This window comes from Chryseobacterium vrystaatense (genome assembly GCF_000737765.1).
GTDB lineage: Bacteria > Bacteroidota > Bacteroidia > Flavobacteriales > Weeksellaceae > Chryseobacterium > Chryseobacterium vrystaatense.
Window position 1 is genome coordinate 96307 of the sequence record NZ_JPRI01000010.1, and the last position, 18853, is coordinate 115159.

The window sequence follows — 18853 nt, forward strand, 5'->3', positions numbered from 1 at the left end:
GAGTGCGATAGCAAAAATCTAATTTCTAATCTCCAACTTCTAATTTCTAATTGCGTATTTTTGTATCTCAAATTTAACGAAAAAATGCGTACGATACTTATAGAACCAACTGAAAACCCGAAAGTGATGAAATTTGTCGCGGATTATAACCTGATCCCGGGCTCTTTGGAGTTGGACAGAAGTTCAGATATTTCAGAAATTCCTTTAGCTCAGGAACTTTTCAACTATCCTTTTGTGGAAAGAATTTTTATAACTGCCAATTTTGTAGCAATAGCAAAACAGGACACTATAGAATGGGAACATGTAGCTGAAAGTCTTAAAAATGTCATTGAAGATGAGTTATTAGCCAATCCGAGAATTTACCTTCAGAAAAAGAAGGAAATGTATCAGATTTATGCAGAAATGACGCCTAACCCCAGCGCTATGAAATTTGTTTCCAGCAAAATGCTTATTGATGGTTTTGTGGAAGTAAAATCAAGAGAGGCTGCAGAAGGAGTTCCTTTAGCACAAGCTATCTTTAATGAATTTGATTTCGCTAAAGAGATTTTTATTTCTGATAACTTTGTTGCAGTAACAAGAGATGATTCTGTGGAATGGCATCAGGTGATGATGGCCGTACGTGGTCTTATCGCTGAATATCTTCAGAATGGAGGTGAGATTTCAAATCTTGAACCTCAGACACACGAAAATCCTGTTGAGAAAATTATCAACAGAGATTATACAGATGACGAACAGAAAATTTCAGATATCCTAAATGAATATGTAGCTCCTGCCGTGGAAAATGATGGTGGAAAAATTTCACTGATGGAATATGATCAGGAAAGTAAAACCGCAAAAATGCTTTTACAGGGAGCATGTTCAGGATGTCCAAGCTCTACTGCTACTTTGAAAAACGGAATTGAAAATATTTTAAAACAATTCGTTCCGGATTTGGTAGAAAGAGTGGAAGCGGTAAACGGATAAAGTCATCTGAATATGAGAATATTCCTTCTTTTAATAATTCTTAGTTTAAGTATTCTTGCGTGCAGGAAACAGGGACCTCAATTGAACAGCGGTATTCATGATGATTTGGTAGAAACTAAATTAGCAAAAGACAGCCTTCAAAAGATGGATGTGATTTTAGAAAAATTGGATAAGAAAAATACAACCTTTCTTGATTATTATTTCCACAATTACTACGAACTTGACCAAGAAACCAGCGACGAAATAAGAAAATTAAAAGGAGAACAATTCATCTATGATGCAGATGATGAATATTTCAAATTATATACAAAAACAGCAACTCAAAAGGGCGAAGAATATTTGAAATCTTTAGGCATAACTGAAGAAGAAGAACATTTGGCACTTGAAGTTTATATTTTACATTTAAAGCAAAGGTATGGTCCAACTATTGATGGACGATTGCAAACTCTAAATAAACAATGAAGGGAATTCTATTAGTAAATCTGGGATCGCCAAGATCAACGGCTGTAAATGATGTAAAGGAATATCTTGATGAATTCCTGATGGATGAGAAGGTAATTGATTATCGCTGGATCTTCCGTGCACTTCTGGTTCAGGGAGTTATTCTTAAGACAAGACCCGCGAAATCTGCAGAAGCGTATAAAACGGTATGGACAGATCAGGGTTCACCTTTGATTGTGATTACCGAAAAAATTCAGAAGAAACTTCAGAAAATAGTTGATGTTCCTGTTGAAATAGGCATGAGATATGCTCAGCCCAGTATTGAAGCCGGAATTCAAAAACTGGTTGATCAGGGAGTTTCTGAGATAGTTTTGTTTCCACTGTATCCGCAATATGCAATGAGTACTACAGAAACAGTAATTGACAAAGCAGAAGAAGTAAGAAAAAAGAAGTTTCCAAAGGTAAAAATTAATTATATACAGCCTTTTTACAACAGAGATATCTACATCAACTGTCTTGCAGAAAGTATTAAAGAAAAGCTTCCTGAAAATTTCGATGCCCTTCAGTTCTCTTATCATGGTGTTCCGGAAAGACATATCTATAAAACAGATCCTACCAAGACCTGTAATCTTAATGACTGCTGTTCAAGAGACAGTAATCCAAGTCATAAGTTCTGTTACCGTCATCAGTGCTATAAAACAACCCAACTGGTTATTGAAAAACTAAATCTTCCTAAGGAAAAAACCATTGTTTCTTTCCAGTCAAGATTAGGAAAAGATAAGTGGATAGAACCTTATACAGATGAAACATTAGAAACCATTGCTAAAAAAGGAGTGAAAAATCTGGCTGTTGTATGTCCGGCTTTCGTTTCTGACTGTCTTGAAACTCTGGAAGAAATTTCAGTAGAAGGTAAAGAACAGTTTCAGCATGGAGGTGGAGAAAACTTCCACTACATTCCTTGTCTGAACGATGAAGACCGATGGATCGACGTAGTAAAAATACTCTGCGAAGAAAAACTGAATGATTTTTATCTGGTTTAAAAATATAAAGGAGCTGTTCAAAACAGTTCCTTTTTTGTTAGCTCTATTATTTTAAATAAAGGATACCTTATGATTCATCAAAAACCAGCAGAAACTTTACAACTTAAGATTTTTAAGCTACAATCAGTTTAAGGTATTTAGTAGTTATAAAGGTGAGCAGTTAAGTCGTTCGGTGAGCATTCCCCTCCTTCGGAGGGGTGGCGAAAATTCAGAGAATTTTTGACGGGGTGGTTAACTATAAAGCACAAAGGATTTATACAGTCATTGAACGATTTCATAAAAAAAGAGGCATCACATAAGTGACTGCCTCTGATTATTTCAAAATTTATGGTAAGAAATTTATTTTCCAATAGGCGTTCTGAATTCCCCATACCCCATCAGACCATCATAATTACGTCCAAAAGGCGCATAATACAGAAATGCCTGATACAGGTTTTCGGTCTGCCAGAAATTACCGTTAACTTCTCCGAAGTTCAGAGCACCGTTACTTTCTTTTGTAGCAAGGATGTAGTTATAGAACCCCTGTTTCAGAAATATTTTGGCAACATACTTTTTATTGGCTGCATCATACTGCATCAGATTTTCTTTGCCGGCTTTAAAATTATTAAAACCTCCCATCACGTAAATCTCTTTATCTACAGGATCAGAATCCAGAGAAAAATATACCCATGAGTAATCTGCTTCTCTTTCTGCATTTCTTTCGAGACCCAGATCATTTCTTCTGTAATACCAGGCACCATTCACATCAGGCTGATACTGATAATTTAATGGAAAAGCCCACACAGGATGAAGATAGGTATGGTTTACACCATCCTTTAATTCCGTGGCACTCACCATATCAGCGGCCATATTCATATTCTTATTGTCGAAATAATAGAATTCATTATTGCCCGGAAATGTAAGATTCATCTGCTGAAACAGCAACTGGTTTCCTAAAGTAGCACTTGGTTTCAGATTAGTAACCACCACGTTAGGATTGTTGTTCTGCAGCACATTCAGACTCATTGAATTCACATTGGAAGAAAGATCACCTGCTTTTGAAGTCGCTTTAACTTCTACCCTTTGGTTGACATTGGGATTTTTGGCATCTGCGATTCTTGAAATATTCAAAGCAACAGTCGCTGCATCTTCCACCAGATAGAATCGTCTTTTGAAAAGTGGTCTGTCTGCTGAATCTTTATAAACGATCAGCTCAAAATTTCCTGAGATCTTTGGCTGCATTTTGTCATTGGGGAATGTAAGCTTATAGTGGGTATAAGCCTGCAGAGTATTAAATGAATATTGGAACTGATCCAGAAGCCCGTTTAAACTTCCATTCGCAATTTCAGTAAAAAACAAGTTGTCATCATTCCAGTTTCTGTCGTAATGTTTGATCGTATATCTGTAGATCTCACTGGAATTGGTAAGGTCATCAAAGCTTAACACCAGTTGCTCGCCGAACTTTATGACAGGGGTCTCATCGTTCGTCTGTGGATTAAAAAGCTGGATGCTCTGGATATTCTGCCCATAAACCAGTCCGCCCAAAGAAAGTAAAAGTATTCGCAAAGTTTTCATTATGACGAAGATAACGAAAAATAGGGATTTTCTTAATAATATCGTATTTTTGAAATAAAAAAATATCAGTTATGCTTCAGATTCAAGGCTTCGTATTCAATTTTGCCAGCGAAAATACATACATTCTTTACAACGAAAATAAAAATGCCTGGCTGATCGATCCGGGAAATATGAATGAGCAGGAAACTCAGGCCGTAGAAAATTTTATTTCTGAAAATGGACTGAAGATCAAAAATATTCTTTTAACCCACGCTCATATTGATCACGTTCTTGGTCTGCAGTGGGCTTTTGACACCTTTAAAGTTCCTGTTTTGATGCATCAGGACGATCAGGAAGTTTTGGATATGCTTCAGGCCAGCGGGATGAGATTTGGATTTTCTGTTAATCCTGTAAAAGCAGACATTACCTACATCAGTGAAGGCGAAGTACTGGAACTGGATGGAGAAAAGTTTAAAATTTATCATGTTCCGGGACATTCTCCGGGAAGCGTCGTTTACCACAATGAAGAACAGAAATTCATGATATCAGGTGACGTCCTTTTTGAAGGAAGCATCGGAAGAACCGACCTTTACAAAGGAAATCATGAATTACTGATCGACGGCATTACCAACAAATTATTTATTCTGGATGATGAAACACAGGTTTTCTCAGGCCATGGAAACCCTACAACAATAGGTTTTGAGAAACAGTATAATCCATTTTTTAAGTAGATTCGTTTTGAATTGAAAAAATATTGGGTCCGAGAATTCATGAGTATAGACTTAGCTGCTGATTAACAGTTATTCAACAAAAAATCAAAAACCGCCAGAAATATTCTGACGGTTTTTTTATGAAGAAAATAAATATAAGTTTTAGAAATCAAGTGTGATGGATGCTCTTGCTGCTGCTCCCATGATAGGTCTGGCCATTCTGATATTCGTTCCCGCAGTATTCTGGGATCTTGGATCTCCTTCGGTAATTCCAATCGTATTAAAGATATTGGTTCCGTCTACAGCAAAACGTATTTTTCCTAACTGGTAAGACATTCCTGCTCCCATTTCGGTGAATGATGGCAAAATATTATCGTCTGTGTTCCCTTCATTCTGGAAACGTTTTCCGTAATAGTTCATGCTTACATACGCTCTCCATTCTTTTGTAATGTTGACTGCTGGAGAGATATTGAAATAGAATTTAGGCATTCTTCTCACTACATTTCCATCATAGTCAAAAGTAGTTCCGTCTGCATTTTTCCCTACGAAATCTTTGTATTTAGGATTCTGGATCGTTCCGTTGAAAGTCACTTCAAGGATATTGTTAAAAAGTCTGGTGTATCCTTCAATTTCTACCCCGAAATTCGTAGTGTTCGCAAATTTGTTTTCTGAAGTTCCGTCTGAGAATACATCAGTAAATGAAAGATTTTTAAGCGTAGAATAGAAAGGAATGATTCCGATATCAAACGTACGCGAATAATATTTGTATCCTACTTCAAGCTGATTGGTATCAACCGCTTTTATGGCGCTCAGATCCGACATATTATTATAGTAAGCCTCTTCGTTAGGAGATCTGAAACCATGTGAGAAACGTGCGTATACCGCATTTCCTCTATTAATTTTATAATTTGCGGCCAAGGTATAAGATACTTTATTAATATCGTAGTTCCAGTAGGTATACTTATTACCCAGCACCGCCATATTATCATCAGCTGTTGTTGTAGCAAAACTATGGGTTCCGTCCGTGGTCAAACCTGAATTATTCAGATTCGCTGTTGTGGTATTAACTCCATATCCTTTATAATAATCACGGCTGTAACGCATTCCTCCGTTTAAACTCAAAGCATCGGTGACATTATAATCTACATTTAAATAGACATCATTAAGACTTCCCTGAATCTGTGAATCTCTGATCAGGAAAGACATATCCTTTACTCCATTGTAGGTCTGAGAATATCCGGTATCCGTAGGGCTCATTGAAGGATTAACCAAATTCAAAAGCTCAGGTCTGTCGGTCGCGGTTGCTAAAATATTACTCCAGTTCCAATTCTGATGAGATTTCCAGTTTGATTTATAGAATCCTGCCGTTACATTTCCTTTATCAAATTTATAATTCAACTGTAAGTCATTCACAAAATTATTCATCTGCTTATCAATAGCCCAGAATCCCAGCTTCTGTATATATTGAGGGTTCACAACAGAACCGTTACTCACCAGAGAATACTGATAATTGCTCATGCCCAGTCCTCCGTCTTTTATAGCACCGGTAGCATAATCGGAAGCCAGTTTAGGAGCTCCGGCTGGGAACATTCCTGTATATTCCATATTGATATTGGTATATCTCGTCTTGTTCAGAACGCTGAAATTATTACCAAGATCATATTTAAATTCTGCACCCAGTACATCTACTTTCGGATGAATTCCGTTTTCAAGGTCTCTTTTAAAAAATCCGCCGCCAGCCTGAGGAATATTAAGCTGACCAATTCCCCTGTAACTGTAAGTTCCATAATTCGCATTGAAACCAGGGAATTCTTTAAGATCATTACCGTCCTGAATCAAAGGAATCGGAAGGTAGAACGTATTTCTATCGTCTAATTTTTTATAATAAATTTTAGCATACCCTTTATCAAAGACATATTTAAGATTCATTCTTATTTGTCCTCCATTGTTGGCTCTGAACCCCGTCTTTCTGATTCCGTTATCCGTTCTGTAGAAACCTCCAACATTAAAGAAAAGTTTATCCTGAACCAATGCGCCTCCTACGTTAATATCTGTACGCATCAAGCCGTAGGTACTGGTTTCCAGTTTAGCTGTTCCTTTAAAATCATTACTTCCTTCTTTAGTAATAAAGTTGATCAAACCTCCAGGAGAGTTATTGGCATAAATAGAACCGGAACCTCCTCTCAAAGCTTCTAAACGACCCACTGTATTGTCCACACGAAAGAAATTATCTGCGTTCGCAAACTGAAGCGCACCATCTTCAAAAACCGGAAGTCCGTCTTCCTGAACCTGTACAAATTCGTAAGCTCCTGCAGAAGGGATACCTCTTGCAAAAAGGTTGTTTCCTACTTCACCGCCAGAAGTTTCCACTGCAAAGCCCGGAACTCTCTGTAAAAGAGCGGCAGCACTGATGGGATTCTGTTTCTGGATCTCTTTTGCCGTAAAAGTAGAAATAGCTGTACTGGATTCTATTTTCTTTTTCGGGCCTGAGCTTCCGGTAATAACGATCTGGTCTATAGAAGACGTCTTGATTGAATCCTGAGGGGTTTCCTGGGCATACGCATTGTTGAAGTAAAGCGTAGCGGTGGCAGCCATTAAAAATATCGATCTTTTTTTCATAGCATGATTTTTATAAAGTTAGTTTTGTTTTAATTTAAGATAGACTCCATTTGTCCATCCGAATCCGTCCTGATTCGGATATTCTCCGCCTCCTGCAATTGTTTCAGTGTCTAACGCATTATATTTTTCCATTAATTTTCCGGTGTTGCTGTATACCCTTTCAACATTTTTGCACCAGTTATTTTTTATTTCCTCAGCCAGGTCATCAAAACCATAATTCTTCATTGCCTTAAAACCTAACCACTGATACGGAGCCCATGCATTCGGAAGATCCCATTGCTGTCCGGTTTTCTTTGTGGTCGTTACAAGACCTCCCTGGTAAAGGAATTTCTCTTCAATATGTTGAGCAACAGATTTTGCCTGTGCCTGATCCGCCAGTCCCAAAAATAATGGGTAAAGAGCAGCAATATGTTCAGACGGTGTATTTGTGTGTTTTTTTAAGTGATAATCTTTATAACATTCAGTGTTTTCATCCCAAAAGTAATTGTTGATCATCTGTCTGCGTACTGCTGCTCTTTCAGTAAAATAATTTTCTTTCTCTGTGAGGTTCAGAAGTCCTGAAGATTTTGCCAGTGTATTCTCCAGATGCCACAAAAGGCTGTTGAGATCCACCTGTGCAATGTTCAGTGTTTCTATAGTCTGTATATGTTCTCCGTCTGCAAACCATCTGCTGGAAAAATCCCAGCCCGATTCGCAGGCACTTCTTATATTTCTGTAAAATTCTCCACCTCCATTGTCGCTGTCTTCAATATCAATCAGATAGCTTTCAGGACGTGGTGCATTTTCTGCATCATAATAACGGTTCAGAATATCTCCGTTTCTGGTTTTTGCTACTCTTTTTGTACTGGTCTCATTTTCCAGTCCCTCTTCCCCGTTCATCCAGAAAGCATATTCCTTCTCTAAAGTATCATGATACTTTGTATAAACTTCTTCATCCTGAGTGGTTTCAAAAAGAAGATCCAGCATCAGCGAAAAATAAGGAGGCTGTGAACGGCTCAGAAAATGGGTTCTGCTTGCATTCGGAACAAAACCAACATTATTAATTAAATAAGAACAGTTTTCTACAATGTTTTCCATCATTTCTTTTCTTCCTGAAACCTGTAGCCCCAGCATAATAAAATAGCTGTCCCAATAGAAAAATTCATTAAAACGGCCTCCCGGTACAATATAAGGCTTAGGAAGCTTCAGCAGTGTTCCTTTTTCTTCATAAGCTGTTCGGGTCAATTCATCCCAAAGCTTTTCTATATGCTGCTCTACAGGAAGGTGATCTTCCTGACGGACTGAAACTTTTGCACCCAGAAAATCGAAATTGGACATCACAAAATCTTTGAGATCAAATCCTTCATTTCCTTTTTTCTCTTCATATTCCGCATTGATCACTGAAACAGGAAACATCGGAACAGCATCAGTCATCATCTTCTGGTCCTCAAAGATCTCTGATCTCTGTACATCATCAAAAAGAGTCTGGATTTCGTTTATGTAAAGCTGGTTATTCATTATTATTTCTTAGGATTAATTTTTAATTTATTCATGAAAATGGCCGAGATGATCAACAGCGAAAGCGGTATCAGTGAAAGATAAAATGCCTGCTGTCCGCTGAATTCCTGAAACACAAAACCAGTGATCATAGAACCTATAGTCCCGCCAATCGCAGAGAAAACCACAATCAGTCCGGACATCGCACTGTGTAAATATTTCGGAATTGATGCCAGAATTACGGAATTGATACTTGGATAAATAGGAGCCAGTAAGCCTCCCATTAAAGGAAACAAATACACCACAAGCGGAGCATTAAACCAGCCTGTTTCTGCGTCTATTTTAGTATTATGAGTTAATGGTAAAACCAAAAGTATACTTGCCGCAAAACCGATCACACAAAATGAAACCACATAAATCCAGCTGAACTTCTTGGAGAAAAACCCCGACAAAAACCTTCCCAGAGCAAAAGCGCCCGCTAATACAGCCCCGGCCTGGATACTCATAGAAGTCGGAAGTTTTAAAATTTCTTTATAAAAAGTAGGCGTCCATGTCTGGAAGCTCTGTTCTACCAATACAAAAAGGAAGGCGCACAAAAGAAAAAACAGTACTTTTTTATAACTGAATAAACTAATGCTGTTTTTCAAATCACCCAACAAATCAGTTTTTTCACTTTTAGCTTCGTTTTCATTTAATGTAGAAAAGAATAAAAACAAAAAGGACAATGTTGAAACTGCTCCCAATACCCAATATACATTCAGCCATTGCGTAGATTTAGGATTATGATCATCAATGAATAAACTGAAAAGTACATTACCTGCTAAAACCCCGATCATGAAAAATCCTTCTAAGAACCCCATAAAGCTAGAATGTTCTTTATCAGTATCTGTCACAAGACCAATGGAAGTAAAAACCGAGATCTTTATTAAAGCAAACGATACCCCCACAACGGCAAATAAAAGTTTGAAGAACCAGAAATCATTTGAAAAAGGCATCACAAAACACATGCAGCTCACCAGGAAAAGGGCGATAAGCATGGAATTTTTAATCCCGATTTTTGGCAGAAATGACGCCAGAATAAACGAGCATATGGCAATAGGGAGATCCTTAAAACCCTCCAGAACACTAGCCGAAGATTTCGAGATTCCGAAGTTTTGCTGTACCTGCAGAATTACTGTTCCCACCGAATTCAAAAGAATTGCGAAAACAAAATAGTTCAAAAAAAGTACAGCTTTAATATTGAAATTTTTCATGTAGATCATTTCTTGTCGGCTAAGATAGAAGCATTTCGCTTAACATTAATTTAACACAATAAATCAATATTTGAACTATATTAATATAATTAGTATTTTTATTGATTAAATACGATTAATCAGATGAAAGTTAGTTTTGAAAGAATAATAGTGAGTGAAAAGAGTTCCTTCCGCACTCTGCACAACAATTCGCCGATCTGCGAGTTCAAATGGGAATACCACTACCATCCGGAAATCGAATTGGTATGCGTCATTTCAGGGAACGGAACCCGTCATGTTGGCTATCATAAAAGCAATTATACAAATGGAGATCTGGTCCTGATTGGCTCCAATATTCCTCACTCAGGATTTGGTCTGAATTCTACAGATCCGCATGAAGAGATCGTACTTCAGTTCAGAGAAGAAATCCTTCAGTTTCCGGAACAGGAAGTAGAAGCCCGATCAATTAAGAATCTTCTGGAACTTTCAAAATATGGCATTCATTTTCACCATAAGATCAAAAAGATAATGCTTCCCAAACTTAAACTGATGCTGGAATCAGAAGGTTACAAAAGATATCTGCTGCTCCTTGAAATTTTATTTGAGCTTTCAAAATGTAAAGATTATGACCTTTTAAACAAAGAAATTATGCCTTATACCATTATTTCAAAAAACAAAACAAGACTGGAAAACATCTTCACTTACGTAGAGCATAATTATGATAAGGAAATCAATATTGAAGATGTAGCTAGACTGGCCAATCTCACGCTTCCGGCTTTCTGTAATTTTTTCAAAAAAGCTACGCAAATCACTTTTACGGAATTTGTGAACCGGTACCGGATCAATAAAGCCTGTCTGCTGATGGCACAGGATAAGAGTATCTCAGAATGCAGCTACAGCTGCGGATTTAATAATGTGACTTATTTTAACCGCATGTTTAAAAAGTACACCGAGAAGACGCCTTCTGAATTTATTAAGAACTATTCTCATAATAAGGTAAGTGTAGATTTGAAGGTTGAGAATGAGGTTAAATTTAAAGCGAGTTTTTAAAAATTCTATTATTCAAGGTTTAAAACATTACCAAGAATAAAAAAAGCTGCTCTAAAAAAGAACAGCTTTATACTTATATATGACGGTTAAAAATTTTCAACCCTTCTTCTTATTATTTCCACTTGATGTTGCATCCCATACTTGGTTTCTGAATCTCTTCCTGTGGTTCATCCAGTAAAAGGTTTTCAAAAGCGATAATCAGATCTTCTCCGGTTACATCTTTATTGTTTCCGGGTCTTGAATCATCCATCTGTCCTCTGTAGATCAGGTCTAATTTATCATCAAAGAAATAGAAGTCTGGTGTGCATGCTGCATCGTATGCTTTAGCAACAGCCTGGCTTTCGTCATACAGATAAGGGAAATCAAAATTTCTTTCGATCTGGAATTCTATCATTTTTTCCGGTGAATCAGCCGGATATTTTTCTACATTATTGGCATTGATTGCAATGAATTCAATCCCTTTTTCATTATAGTCTTCATACAGTTCGTTGATCTTGTCGATCACATGAAGAACGAACGGGCAATGATTGCACATAAAGATCACCAGTGTTCCTTTCTCACCTTTCAGTTCTTCCAGAGATTGGATTTCATTGGTTTTTGAAGGGTTCGGAAGCTCGAAAAACGGAGCTTTTGTTCCTAGAGCCAGCATATTTGAGGGAGTATTCATATCCTTTATTTTCTTTATCGCAAATATAAAGTTTCTTTTAATATAAGCCAATTCAGTAATTTATAAACTTGCGTTAAATGTTAATTATCAAATATTATTTGGAAGATATACTTAAAAGTTTGTAGTTTTGCTAACACTGTTAGTAAATAAAAATCATGGGCTTACATGAACGTCGCCAAAGAGAGAAAGAATCCATCCGTGCAAATATTTTGCAGGCGGCTTTCGGTTTGGCTAAAACAGAGGGTTGGGCTTCACTGTCAATGCGTAAAATCGCAGATGCCATTGAGTACAGTGCTCCTGTAGTCTATGATTATTTTGAAAACAAAGAAGCCATTTTGTATGAAATTTCTATTAATGGTTTTCACTGTCTTCATATAGAGCTGTTAAAAGCTCAGCAGAAATTTGAAACTCCGGAAGAGCAGCTTACTGCTATAGTAGATGCCTACTGGGATTTCGCTTTTAAAAATAAAGAATACTATCAGCTGATGTTCGGTTTGGGGATGCAGTGCAGTGGTAAGGGCCAGATGAAAGAAGAATTTTCATCATTCCAGGACCTGATCTATGAGTGTACCTTCAACATCATTAAGAAGAACGGATCGAATCCGGACAACGCCTGTCATATGTCACACGCATTATTTTCAGCGGTTCACGGTTTGATTTCTATTATGATGATGAGAAATACAGATATTCCTTCTACAATGAATAAAACGACTTTAGACGAAACGGTTTCAGCTTTCGTTAAGTCTTTGTAAATTTTTTTTGAACTAAAAATTAACACCGTTAGGAAATATAACATCGGATATCAATAAATTATTCAGTTAAAAAACTAAAAAAATAACATGAAAACTACTATTCAAAATTTCAGAACAGTTTTTTCTCTTCACTTAACAGTGTTAGATAAATTAACACTCAATTAATACACCTCATTATATACAAACTTCAACATTAAAAAAACAGACAGCACTTATGAAAATAATGACCTGACTCCTTTATTAAAAATTCTGTAATTTTTTTTGAACTCAATATTAACACTGTTAGGAAATATATCAGAATTAATTTAAAAGAACACTATTACTTAAATCTAACACTTCATTAAAAAAATTAAACCCACAATGAAAATACCTGGAAAAATAAGGTTTATCGTACTTATATCAAGTATTATCCTTTTGCAGAACTGTACCCAAGCAGCAGAAGGTTCCAATGCAGCACCGCCTGCTCCGGAACTTCCGGTTTACACCGTGATCACATCTCCAGCGACAACATATCAGGAATTCCCTACCGCACTGGAAGGTAAAAACAATGTAGAGATCAGATCTCAGGTAGATGGATACCTGGACAGAATCTATGTGGAGGAAGGTTCTTACGTAAGAGCCGGACAGCCGTTATTTAAAATAGATTCAAGAGCGTATGGCGAGCAGGTGAATATGGCGCAGGCCAATCTACAGGCTGCCAATGCCAATATCGAGAAAGCTAAAGTGGAAGTTGACAGACTTCAGCCTTTAGTAGCTGCCAAAGTAGTTTCCGATGTACAGCTTAAAACAGCAAAAGCCAATTATGCAGCTGCTGTCGCTGCTTCATCACAAGCCAGAGCATCAGTAGGAAATGCAAGAATCAATGTAGGATTTACAACGATCACAGCACCGGTAAGCGGATACATCGGAAGAATTCCATACAAAAAAGGAAGCCTTATCTCAAGAACTGATGCTAATCCATTGACATTACTATCGGATATTAGCGAAATTTATGCTTACTTCTCTTTAAGCGAATTGGATTTTATCGCGTTTCAGAATAAATATCCGGGAGCTACTTTAGATGAAAAGCTGAAGAATATGCCAATGGTAGACCTGGTGATCGCAGATAACAGCATTTATCCTCAAAAAGGAAAAATGAGCATTGTAGACGGTCAGTTTGACAAAACTACAGGAGCTATTAGTGTTCGTGCCGTTTTCCCTAATGCACAGGGATCTTTAAGAACCGGAAATACAGGAAGAGTACGTATGCCTCAGATGCTTTCCAATGCCCTGATCATTCCACAGGAATCTACTTTTGAAATTCAGGACAAAACCTATGTATATATCTTAGGTAAAGACAACAAAGTAACCAGCAAGCCGATCAAAATCTCCGGAAAAACAGAAAACTACTACTTTATTTCTGAAGGAGTTGCTCCGGGAGAAAAAATCGTGTACACCGGAATCGGTGCTTTAAAGGATGGTGCTTCTGTAAAACCGAAAGCAATCTCTGCTGACAGCTTACTGAGAGCCAGACCTTTGTAATCTATTCCGAATACAGAAGACTTAAAAAAATAAACTTCTTATGTTAAAACAATTTATAGAAAGACCGGTACTTTCAACGGTCATCTCCATAATACTTTTATTACTGGGGGCTTTGTCCCTCTTTAATTTACCGATTGCCCTCTTTCCCGATATTGCTCCACCGAGCGTTCAGGTAACGGCTTTCTATCCTGGAGCTAATGCTGAGGTAGTTGCCCGTTCGGTAGCCACCCCTATTGAAGAAGCAGTGAACGGAGTGGAGAACATGACGTATATGACCTCCAATTCCAGTAATGATGGTACCATGACCCTGAGTGTTTATTTCAAACAGGGAGCTGATGCCGATAACGCTGCAGTAAACGTACAGAACAGGGTATCGAAAGCTATGAGCCAGCTTCCTCAGGAAGTGGTACAGGCGGGGATTTCCACACAGAAGGTTCAGAACAGTATGATTATGTTTATGGGACTTAGCAGTAATGATCCAAAACAATATGATGAACTTTTCTTACAGAATTATCTTAAAATCAACGTAATTCCACAGATACAGCGTATTCCGGGAGTAGCACAGGCTCAGGTTTTCGGAACGAGAGATTATTCCATGAGACTCTGGCTGAAACCGGACAGGCTCGCGGCTAACAATCTTTCTCCACAGGAAGTACTTGCGGCAGTTAAAGATCACAACCTTGAAGCTGCTCCGGGACGTTTGGGTCAGGGAAGTAAGGAAACTTACGAGTATATCCTTAAATACAAAGGAAAACTCAGCAAGAATGAAGATTACGAAAATATCGCCATTAAAGCGAACAATGACGGATCATTCTTAAGATTAAAAGATGTAGCAAGAGTAGAATTCGGTTCTTATACCTATACTGCGACCAACAGAGTAGACGGAAAACCGGTTGCCGGATTTGCTATTCTGCAGACTGCGGGTTCAAACGCGAATGAAATTTTAACTGAAATTGAAAAACAGGTTGATCAGATGAAAACGACCCTTCCAAAAGGGGTTGAGCCGATCATCATGTACAATTCTAAGGATTTCTTAGATGCTTCTATCCACCAGGTTGTTGAAACTTTGGTCATTGCATTTATTCTGGTATTTATAGTAGTATATATTTTCCTTCAGGATTTCAGATCTACATTGATTCCCGCTATTGCGGTACCGGTTGCGATTATCGGAACATTCTTCTTCCTGCAGCTGTTTGGTTTCAGCATCAACATGCTTACCCTGTTTGCATTGGTGCTCGCCATCGGTATTGTTGTGGATGATGCCATCGTTGTGGTGGAAGCCGTCCATTCCAAAATGGAACATACAGGAATGCCTGTAGATCAGGCAACAACGAACTCTATGAGTGAAATTTCCGGGGCTATTATTTCCATTACTCTGGTGATGTGTGCCGTATTTATTCCGGTAGGCTTCATGCAGGGTCCTGCAGGGGTTTTCTACAGACAGTTTGCTTTTACCCTGGTCATTGCCATCCTGATTTCTGCGGTGAACGCCTTAACATTAAGCCCGGCTTTATGTGCGATGTTCTTAAACGATCCTCAGGGAGAGCATGGAGAACACGGTCATAAAACAGGTTTTGGAGCAAGATTCTTCAACGCCTTCAATGTGGCCTTTAATAATATGACCCGAAAATATATCTACAGCCTTAAATTTTTGATTAAAAATAAATGGGTTGCGATAGGAGGATTAGTGGTCATTACCGCTGCAAGTGTTTTCTTAATTAAAAAAGCTCCGTCAGGATTTATTCCTACTGAAGATCAGGGATTCGTTCTTTATGCAGTTAACACCCCTCCGGGAAGTTCACTGGAAAGAACCCACAGAGCTACAGCACAGATTGACAAAATCATCAACGGTGAAAAAGCCACAAACCACCTTTGGGTAGCGGACGGAATGAACTTTATCAGTAATGCCAATGCTTCTCCTTATTCTGCAGGTTTCATTAAACTTAAAGATTATGATCAACGTGGCGAAATGAAAGATCCGGATCAGATCGCAGCTGCTCTGACAGGAAAAGTAAGCCAGGTGAAAGACGCAAACGCGTTCTTCTTCAATTTCCCAACAGTACAGGGATTTGGTAACGTTTCCGGTTTTGAGTTTATGCTTCAGGATAAAACAAACAGTTCTTTTGAACAGTTAGGAACAACAACACAGGCTTTCATTGGGGAACTTATGAAACGTCCGGAGATCGCCTTTGCCTTCACAACGTATGCAGCAGGAAACCCTCAGTATACTATTGATGTAGATGCTGACAAAGCCAATCAATTAGGGGTTTCTATTACAGAACTTATGCAGACAATGCAGATCTACTACGGAAGTAGTTTCGTTTCAGATTTCAACAGATTCGGAAAATATTACAGAGTAATGGCTCAGGCAGATATTCCTTACCGTACAGATATCAATTCTTTGGAAGGGATTTATGTAAAGAATAAATCTGGAGAAATGGTTCCGGCGAAAACACTGGTAACTTTAAAGAGAACGTTCGGACCTGAAACGGTAACAAGAAACAACCTGTTCAACGCGGTAACGATCAACGGAACTCCAAAACCCGGATACAGTACCGGAGATGCCATCAAAGCAGTAGAAGAAGTTGCGAAACAGTCACTTCCTAGAGGTTATGGCTACGAATGGACAGGAATCACACGTGAAGAGATAAAAACAGGTGGTCAAACAGTATTTGTTTTCCTTTTAAGCATCCTGTTTGTGTACTTCTTGTTAGCAGCTCAGTATGAAAGTTATATCCTTCCGTTTGCCATTATTCTGACGATTCCTACAGGGATATTCGGAGTGTTCGCTTTCACAGGATTAGCCGGAATTGATAATAACATTTACGTTCAGGTCGGACTCATAATGCTCGTCGGGCTATTGGCTAAAAATGCGATCCTGATTGTAGAATTTGCTGTCCAGAGAAGAAAAGCAGGCAAAAGCCTGATCGAATCTGCGCTGCAGGCTTCAAGATTACGTTTAAGACCGATCCTGATGACTTCTTTTGCCTTTATCGTGGGAATGCTTCCATTGGTGTGGACGCAGGGAGCTTCAGCAAAAGGTAACCATTCTATCGGATACAGTACAGTAGGAGGAATGCTTACAGGAGTAATATTCGGGATTTTCATCATCCCGGTAATGTATGTGATTTTCCAGTATCTGCATGAAAAAATGCCGAGCAGAAAAAATAAAAGACTTCAAAGACAGAAATTGGAAGAAGAACTTCTAACCACAGCTCATTAATATATATTGATATACAAAACTTTGAGACCCATAGAGAAGCAACTATTCAAACTAACATTATAAAAAAGCAAAGTATTCTCCTACTAAAGACCTCTTTGCTTTACCAAAAACCTCTCAAAGTTTTGTATCAATTTAAAGTCTATTTAAAACTATGAAAAGAATTAAGAATTTTATTCTAACACTTATATTGGCTTTAGGCGCGGTTTCGTGTGTGTCCAAACTGGCATTTACCGAACCTGACCTCCAGCTTCCGGAAAAGTTCCAGTACACGGCTACTGCTGATACAGCGAGTATTGCCAATCTGGAATGGAAACAGTTTTTCAGTGATCCTATTTTACAGGATTTGATTGAAAAAGGAATTAAAAATAACTATGATCTTCAGATTGCTTTAAAACAGGTAGCTTCTTCACAGGAGAAACTGAAACAGGCAAAATATCTTCAGTATCCTGATGTAGGTTTTACTGTTTCGGCACAAATTTCAAAACCTTCAGAAAACAGCATGAACGGGAAAAGTTTAAATTCATTTTTAGGCCAGAACCATGTTGAAGATTATAATGCAGCATTCAACCTTTCATGGGAAGCTGACATCTGGGGAAAAATCAAAAATCAACAGGAAGTTTCAAGAATGCAGTATCTGCAGACTTATGAAGCAACAAAAGCGGTACAGACTCAGGTTGTTGCAGCGATTGCCCAGGGATATTATAATTTATTAATGCTTGACAAGCAGATTCAGATCGCAAAATCAAATCTGGAATTAAGCACCAATACGCTTTCCATTACTGAAAAAATGTGGCAGAGTGGAGATACGACTTCTTTAGGTGTTCAGCAGGCAACAGCTCAGAAGCAATCTACAGAACTTCTGATTACTCAGTTGGAGCAAAATATTGCCATCCAGGAAAATGCTTTAAGTATTCTTGTGGGTGAAAATCCAAATAAAGTCAACAGAACGATTGAAATGTCTGACACTTCCCTTCCACAAAATATTTCAACAGGTCTTCCTGCAGCGATGGTAAGCCGTCGTCCGGATGTCCGTCAGCAGGAACTGGTTCTATTGGAATCCAATTCGATGGTAGGAATTGCGCAGGCTAATATGTATCCTGCTTTGAAAATTACAGCTAACGGAGGTGTAAATTCATTTAAAATTGACAACTGGTTTCAGATTCCGGCTTCTTTGTTCGGGTCTATTTTAGGCGGAATTACGCAGCCTATTTTCCAGAAGAGACAATTGAAAACGGATCTTAACGTAGCTAAAATCCAGCGAGAAAAAAACGTTCTGGCTTTCCGTCAGTCTGTTTTAAATGCAGTGGGTGAAGTTTCCGATGCTTTGGTTTCTAATGAAAGCTTAAAAGTTCAGGAGCAAAAAGCGACAGAACAGGTTACCACGTTGAAAAACGGAATAAAAAGTGCAGAAATGCTTTACAAAGGCGGCATGGCCAATTACCTGGAAGTGATTACAGCTCAGGGAAATTCTCTGCAGGCTGAACTGAATCTTGCGTCTGTAAAAAGACAGAGACTAAGCAGCATTGTAGATCTTTACAGAGCTCTTGGTGGCGGTTGGAAGTAGTAAATTTAATTATATTGTTTTTAGTGCGGTCTCTAATTCAGGGACCGCTTTTTTATTGGTAA

Annotated in this window: 14 protein-coding genes; 9 read left to right on the forward strand and 5 right to left on the reverse strand. The window is 38.1% G+C overall.

Annotated features, from left to right (window positions below; genetic code table 11):
* Nucleotides 1-84: 84 nt before the first annotated feature.
* From IW16_RS20630 to hemH, 3 genes are read left to right on the forward strand one after another with little or no spacing between them, the layout of a single operon-like run.
* Nucleotides 85-963 carry a NifU family protein gene (locus tag IW16_RS20630; protein WP_034749086.1) on the forward strand — a complete coding sequence of 293 codons (879 nt, stop codon included), beginning with the start codon at nt 85-87 and terminating at the stop codon, nt 961-963.
* A gap of 12 nt (nt 964-975) precedes the next feature.
* Nucleotides 976-1425 carry a nitroreductase family protein gene (locus IW16_RS20635; protein WP_034749090.1) on the forward strand — a complete coding sequence of 150 codons (450 nt, stop codon included), beginning with the start codon at nt 976-978 and terminating at the stop codon, nt 1423-1425.
* Nucleotides 1422-2444, forward strand: a complete 1023-nt coding sequence (gene hemH / locus IW16_RS20640; RefSeq protein ID WP_034749093.1) for a ferrochelatase — start codon at nt 1422-1424, stop codon at nt 2442-2444. The genes IW16_RS20635 and hemH overlap by 4 nt, the downstream gene beginning before the upstream one ends.
* A 339-nt stretch (nt 2445-2783) precedes the next feature.
* Here hemH and IW16_RS20645 read toward each other — a convergent pair whose 3' ends face one another.
* Nucleotides 2784-3998, reverse strand: coding sequence for a type IX secretion system plug protein (locus IW16_RS20645; protein WP_034749097.1), 1215 nt, complete (start codon nt 3996-3998; stop codon nt 2784-2786).
* A gap of 71 nt (nt 3999-4069) precedes the next feature.
* Here IW16_RS20645 and IW16_RS20650 point away from each other — a divergent pair, with 71 nt between their 5' ends.
* Entirely contained in the window at nt 4070-4708 is a 639-nt protein-coding gene (locus IW16_RS20650; RefSeq protein WP_034749101.1) for an MBL fold metallo-hydrolase, read from the forward strand.
* A gap of 141 nt (nt 4709-4849) precedes the next feature.
* Here the strand turns inward: IW16_RS20650 and IW16_RS20655 are convergent, their stop codons facing one another.
* From IW16_RS20655 to IW16_RS20665, 3 genes are read right to left on the reverse strand one after another with little or no spacing between them, the layout of a single operon-like run.
* A complete protein-coding gene (locus tag IW16_RS20655) occupies nt 4850-7306 on the reverse strand; it encodes a TonB-dependent receptor (RefSeq protein ID WP_034749104.1) in 2457 nt (818 codons plus the stop codon).
* Between the two features lie 18 nt (nt 7307-7324).
* Nucleotides 7325-8803: a trehalase family glycosidase gene (locus IW16_RS20660; protein ID WP_034749107.1), complete on the reverse strand. Its 1479-nt coding sequence runs from the start codon at nt 8801-8803 to the stop codon at nt 7325-7327.
* A 2-nt stretch (nt 8804-8805) separates the two neighbouring features.
* On the reverse strand, nt 8806-10035 hold the full coding sequence (locus IW16_RS20665) for an MFS transporter (RefSeq protein ID WP_034749111.1): 1230 nt from the start codon (nt 10033-10035) through the stop codon (nt 8806-8808).
* Nucleotides 10036-10158: 123 nt separating this feature from the next.
* Between IW16_RS20665 and IW16_RS20670 the strand changes: the two genes are divergently transcribed.
* On the forward strand, nt 10159-11064 hold the full coding sequence (locus tag IW16_RS20670; RefSeq protein ID WP_034749114.1) for an AraC family transcriptional regulator: 906 nt from the start codon (nt 10159-10161) through the stop codon (nt 11062-11064).
* A 112-nt stretch (nt 11065-11176) separates the two neighbouring features.
* Here the strand turns inward: IW16_RS20670 and IW16_RS20675 are convergent, their stop codons facing one another.
* The gene (locus tag IW16_RS20675) at nt 11177-11731 is read right to left on the reverse strand and encodes a thioredoxin family protein (RefSeq protein ID WP_034749117.1); all 555 of its coding nucleotides are present in this window, start codon (nt 11729-11731) and stop codon (nt 11177-11179) included.
* Between the two features lie 155 nt (nt 11732-11886).
* Between IW16_RS20675 and IW16_RS20680 the strand changes: the two genes are divergently transcribed.
* The 4 genes from IW16_RS20680 (at nt 11887) to IW16_RS20695 (ending at nt 18791) form a co-directional block, all read left to right on the forward strand.
* Complete coding sequence (locus tag IW16_RS20680; RefSeq protein WP_034723706.1) at nt 11887-12483, forward strand: TetR/AcrR family transcriptional regulator; 597 nt, start codon at nt 11887-11889, stop codon at nt 12481-12483.
* A gap of 360 nt (nt 12484-12843) precedes the next feature.
* A complete protein-coding gene (locus IW16_RS20685) occupies nt 12844-14004 on the forward strand; it encodes an efflux RND transporter periplasmic adaptor subunit (RefSeq protein WP_034749118.1) in 1161 nt (386 codons plus the stop codon).
* Nucleotides 14005-14044: 40 nt separating this feature from the next.
* A complete protein-coding gene (locus tag IW16_RS20690; RefSeq protein WP_034749121.1) occupies nt 14045-17227 on the forward strand; it encodes an efflux RND transporter permease subunit in 3183 nt (1060 codons plus the stop codon).
* Nucleotides 17228-17378: 151 nt separating this feature from the next.
* A complete protein-coding gene (locus IW16_RS20695) occupies nt 17379-18791 on the forward strand; it encodes an efflux transporter outer membrane subunit (protein ID WP_034749124.1) in 1413 nt (470 codons plus the stop codon).
* Nucleotides 18792-18853: the final 62 nt, after the last annotated feature.

Coding starts and splice junctions, on each gene's coding strand:
- IW16_RS20655 (WP_034749104.1), bottom strand. CDS start 7,306: ATGAAAAAAAGATCGATATTTTTAATGGCTGCCACCGCTACGCTTTAC.
- IW16_RS20675 (WP_034749117.1), bottom strand. CDS start 11,731: ATGAATACTCCCTCAAATATGCTGGCTCTAGGAACAAAAGCTCCGTTT.
- IW16_RS20665 (WP_034749111.1), bottom strand. CDS start 10,035: ATGAAAAATTTCAATATTAAAGCTGTACTTTTTTTGAACTATTTTGTT.
- IW16_RS20645 (WP_034749097.1), bottom strand. CDS start 3,998: ATGAAAACTTTGCGAATACTTTTACTTTCTTTGGGCGGACTGGTTTAT.
- IW16_RS20635 (WP_034749090.1), top strand. CDS start 976: ATGAGAATATTCCTTCTTTTAATAATTCTTAGTTTAAGTATTCTTGCG.
- IW16_RS20630 (WP_034749086.1), top strand. CDS start 85: ATGCGTACGATACTTATAGAACCAACTGAAAACCCGAAAGTGATGAAA.
- IW16_RS20695 (WP_034749124.1), top strand. CDS start 17,379: ATGAAAAGAATTAAGAATTTTATTCTAACACTTATATTGGCTTTAGGC.
- IW16_RS20650 (WP_034749101.1), top strand. CDS start 4,070: ATGCTTCAGATTCAAGGCTTCGTATTCAATTTTGCCAGCGAAAATACA.
- IW16_RS20685 (WP_034749118.1), top strand. CDS start 12,844: ATGAAAATACCTGGAAAAATAAGGTTTATCGTACTTATATCAAGTATT.
- IW16_RS20690 (WP_034749121.1), top strand. CDS start 14,045: ATGTTAAAACAATTTATAGAAAGACCGGTACTTTCAACGGTCATCTCC.
- hemH (WP_034749093.1), top strand. CDS start 1,422: ATGAAGGGAATTCTATTAGTAAATCTGGGATCGCCAAGATCAACGGCT.
- IW16_RS20670 (WP_034749114.1), top strand. CDS start 10,159: ATGAAAGTTAGTTTTGAAAGAATAATAGTGAGTGAAAAGAGTTCCTTC.
- IW16_RS20680 (WP_034723706.1), top strand. CDS start 11,887: ATGGGCTTACATGAACGTCGCCAAAGAGAGAAAGAATCCATCCGTGCA.
- IW16_RS20660 (WP_034749107.1), bottom strand. CDS start 8,803: ATGAATAACCAGCTTTACATAAACGAAATCCAGACTCTTTTTGATGAT.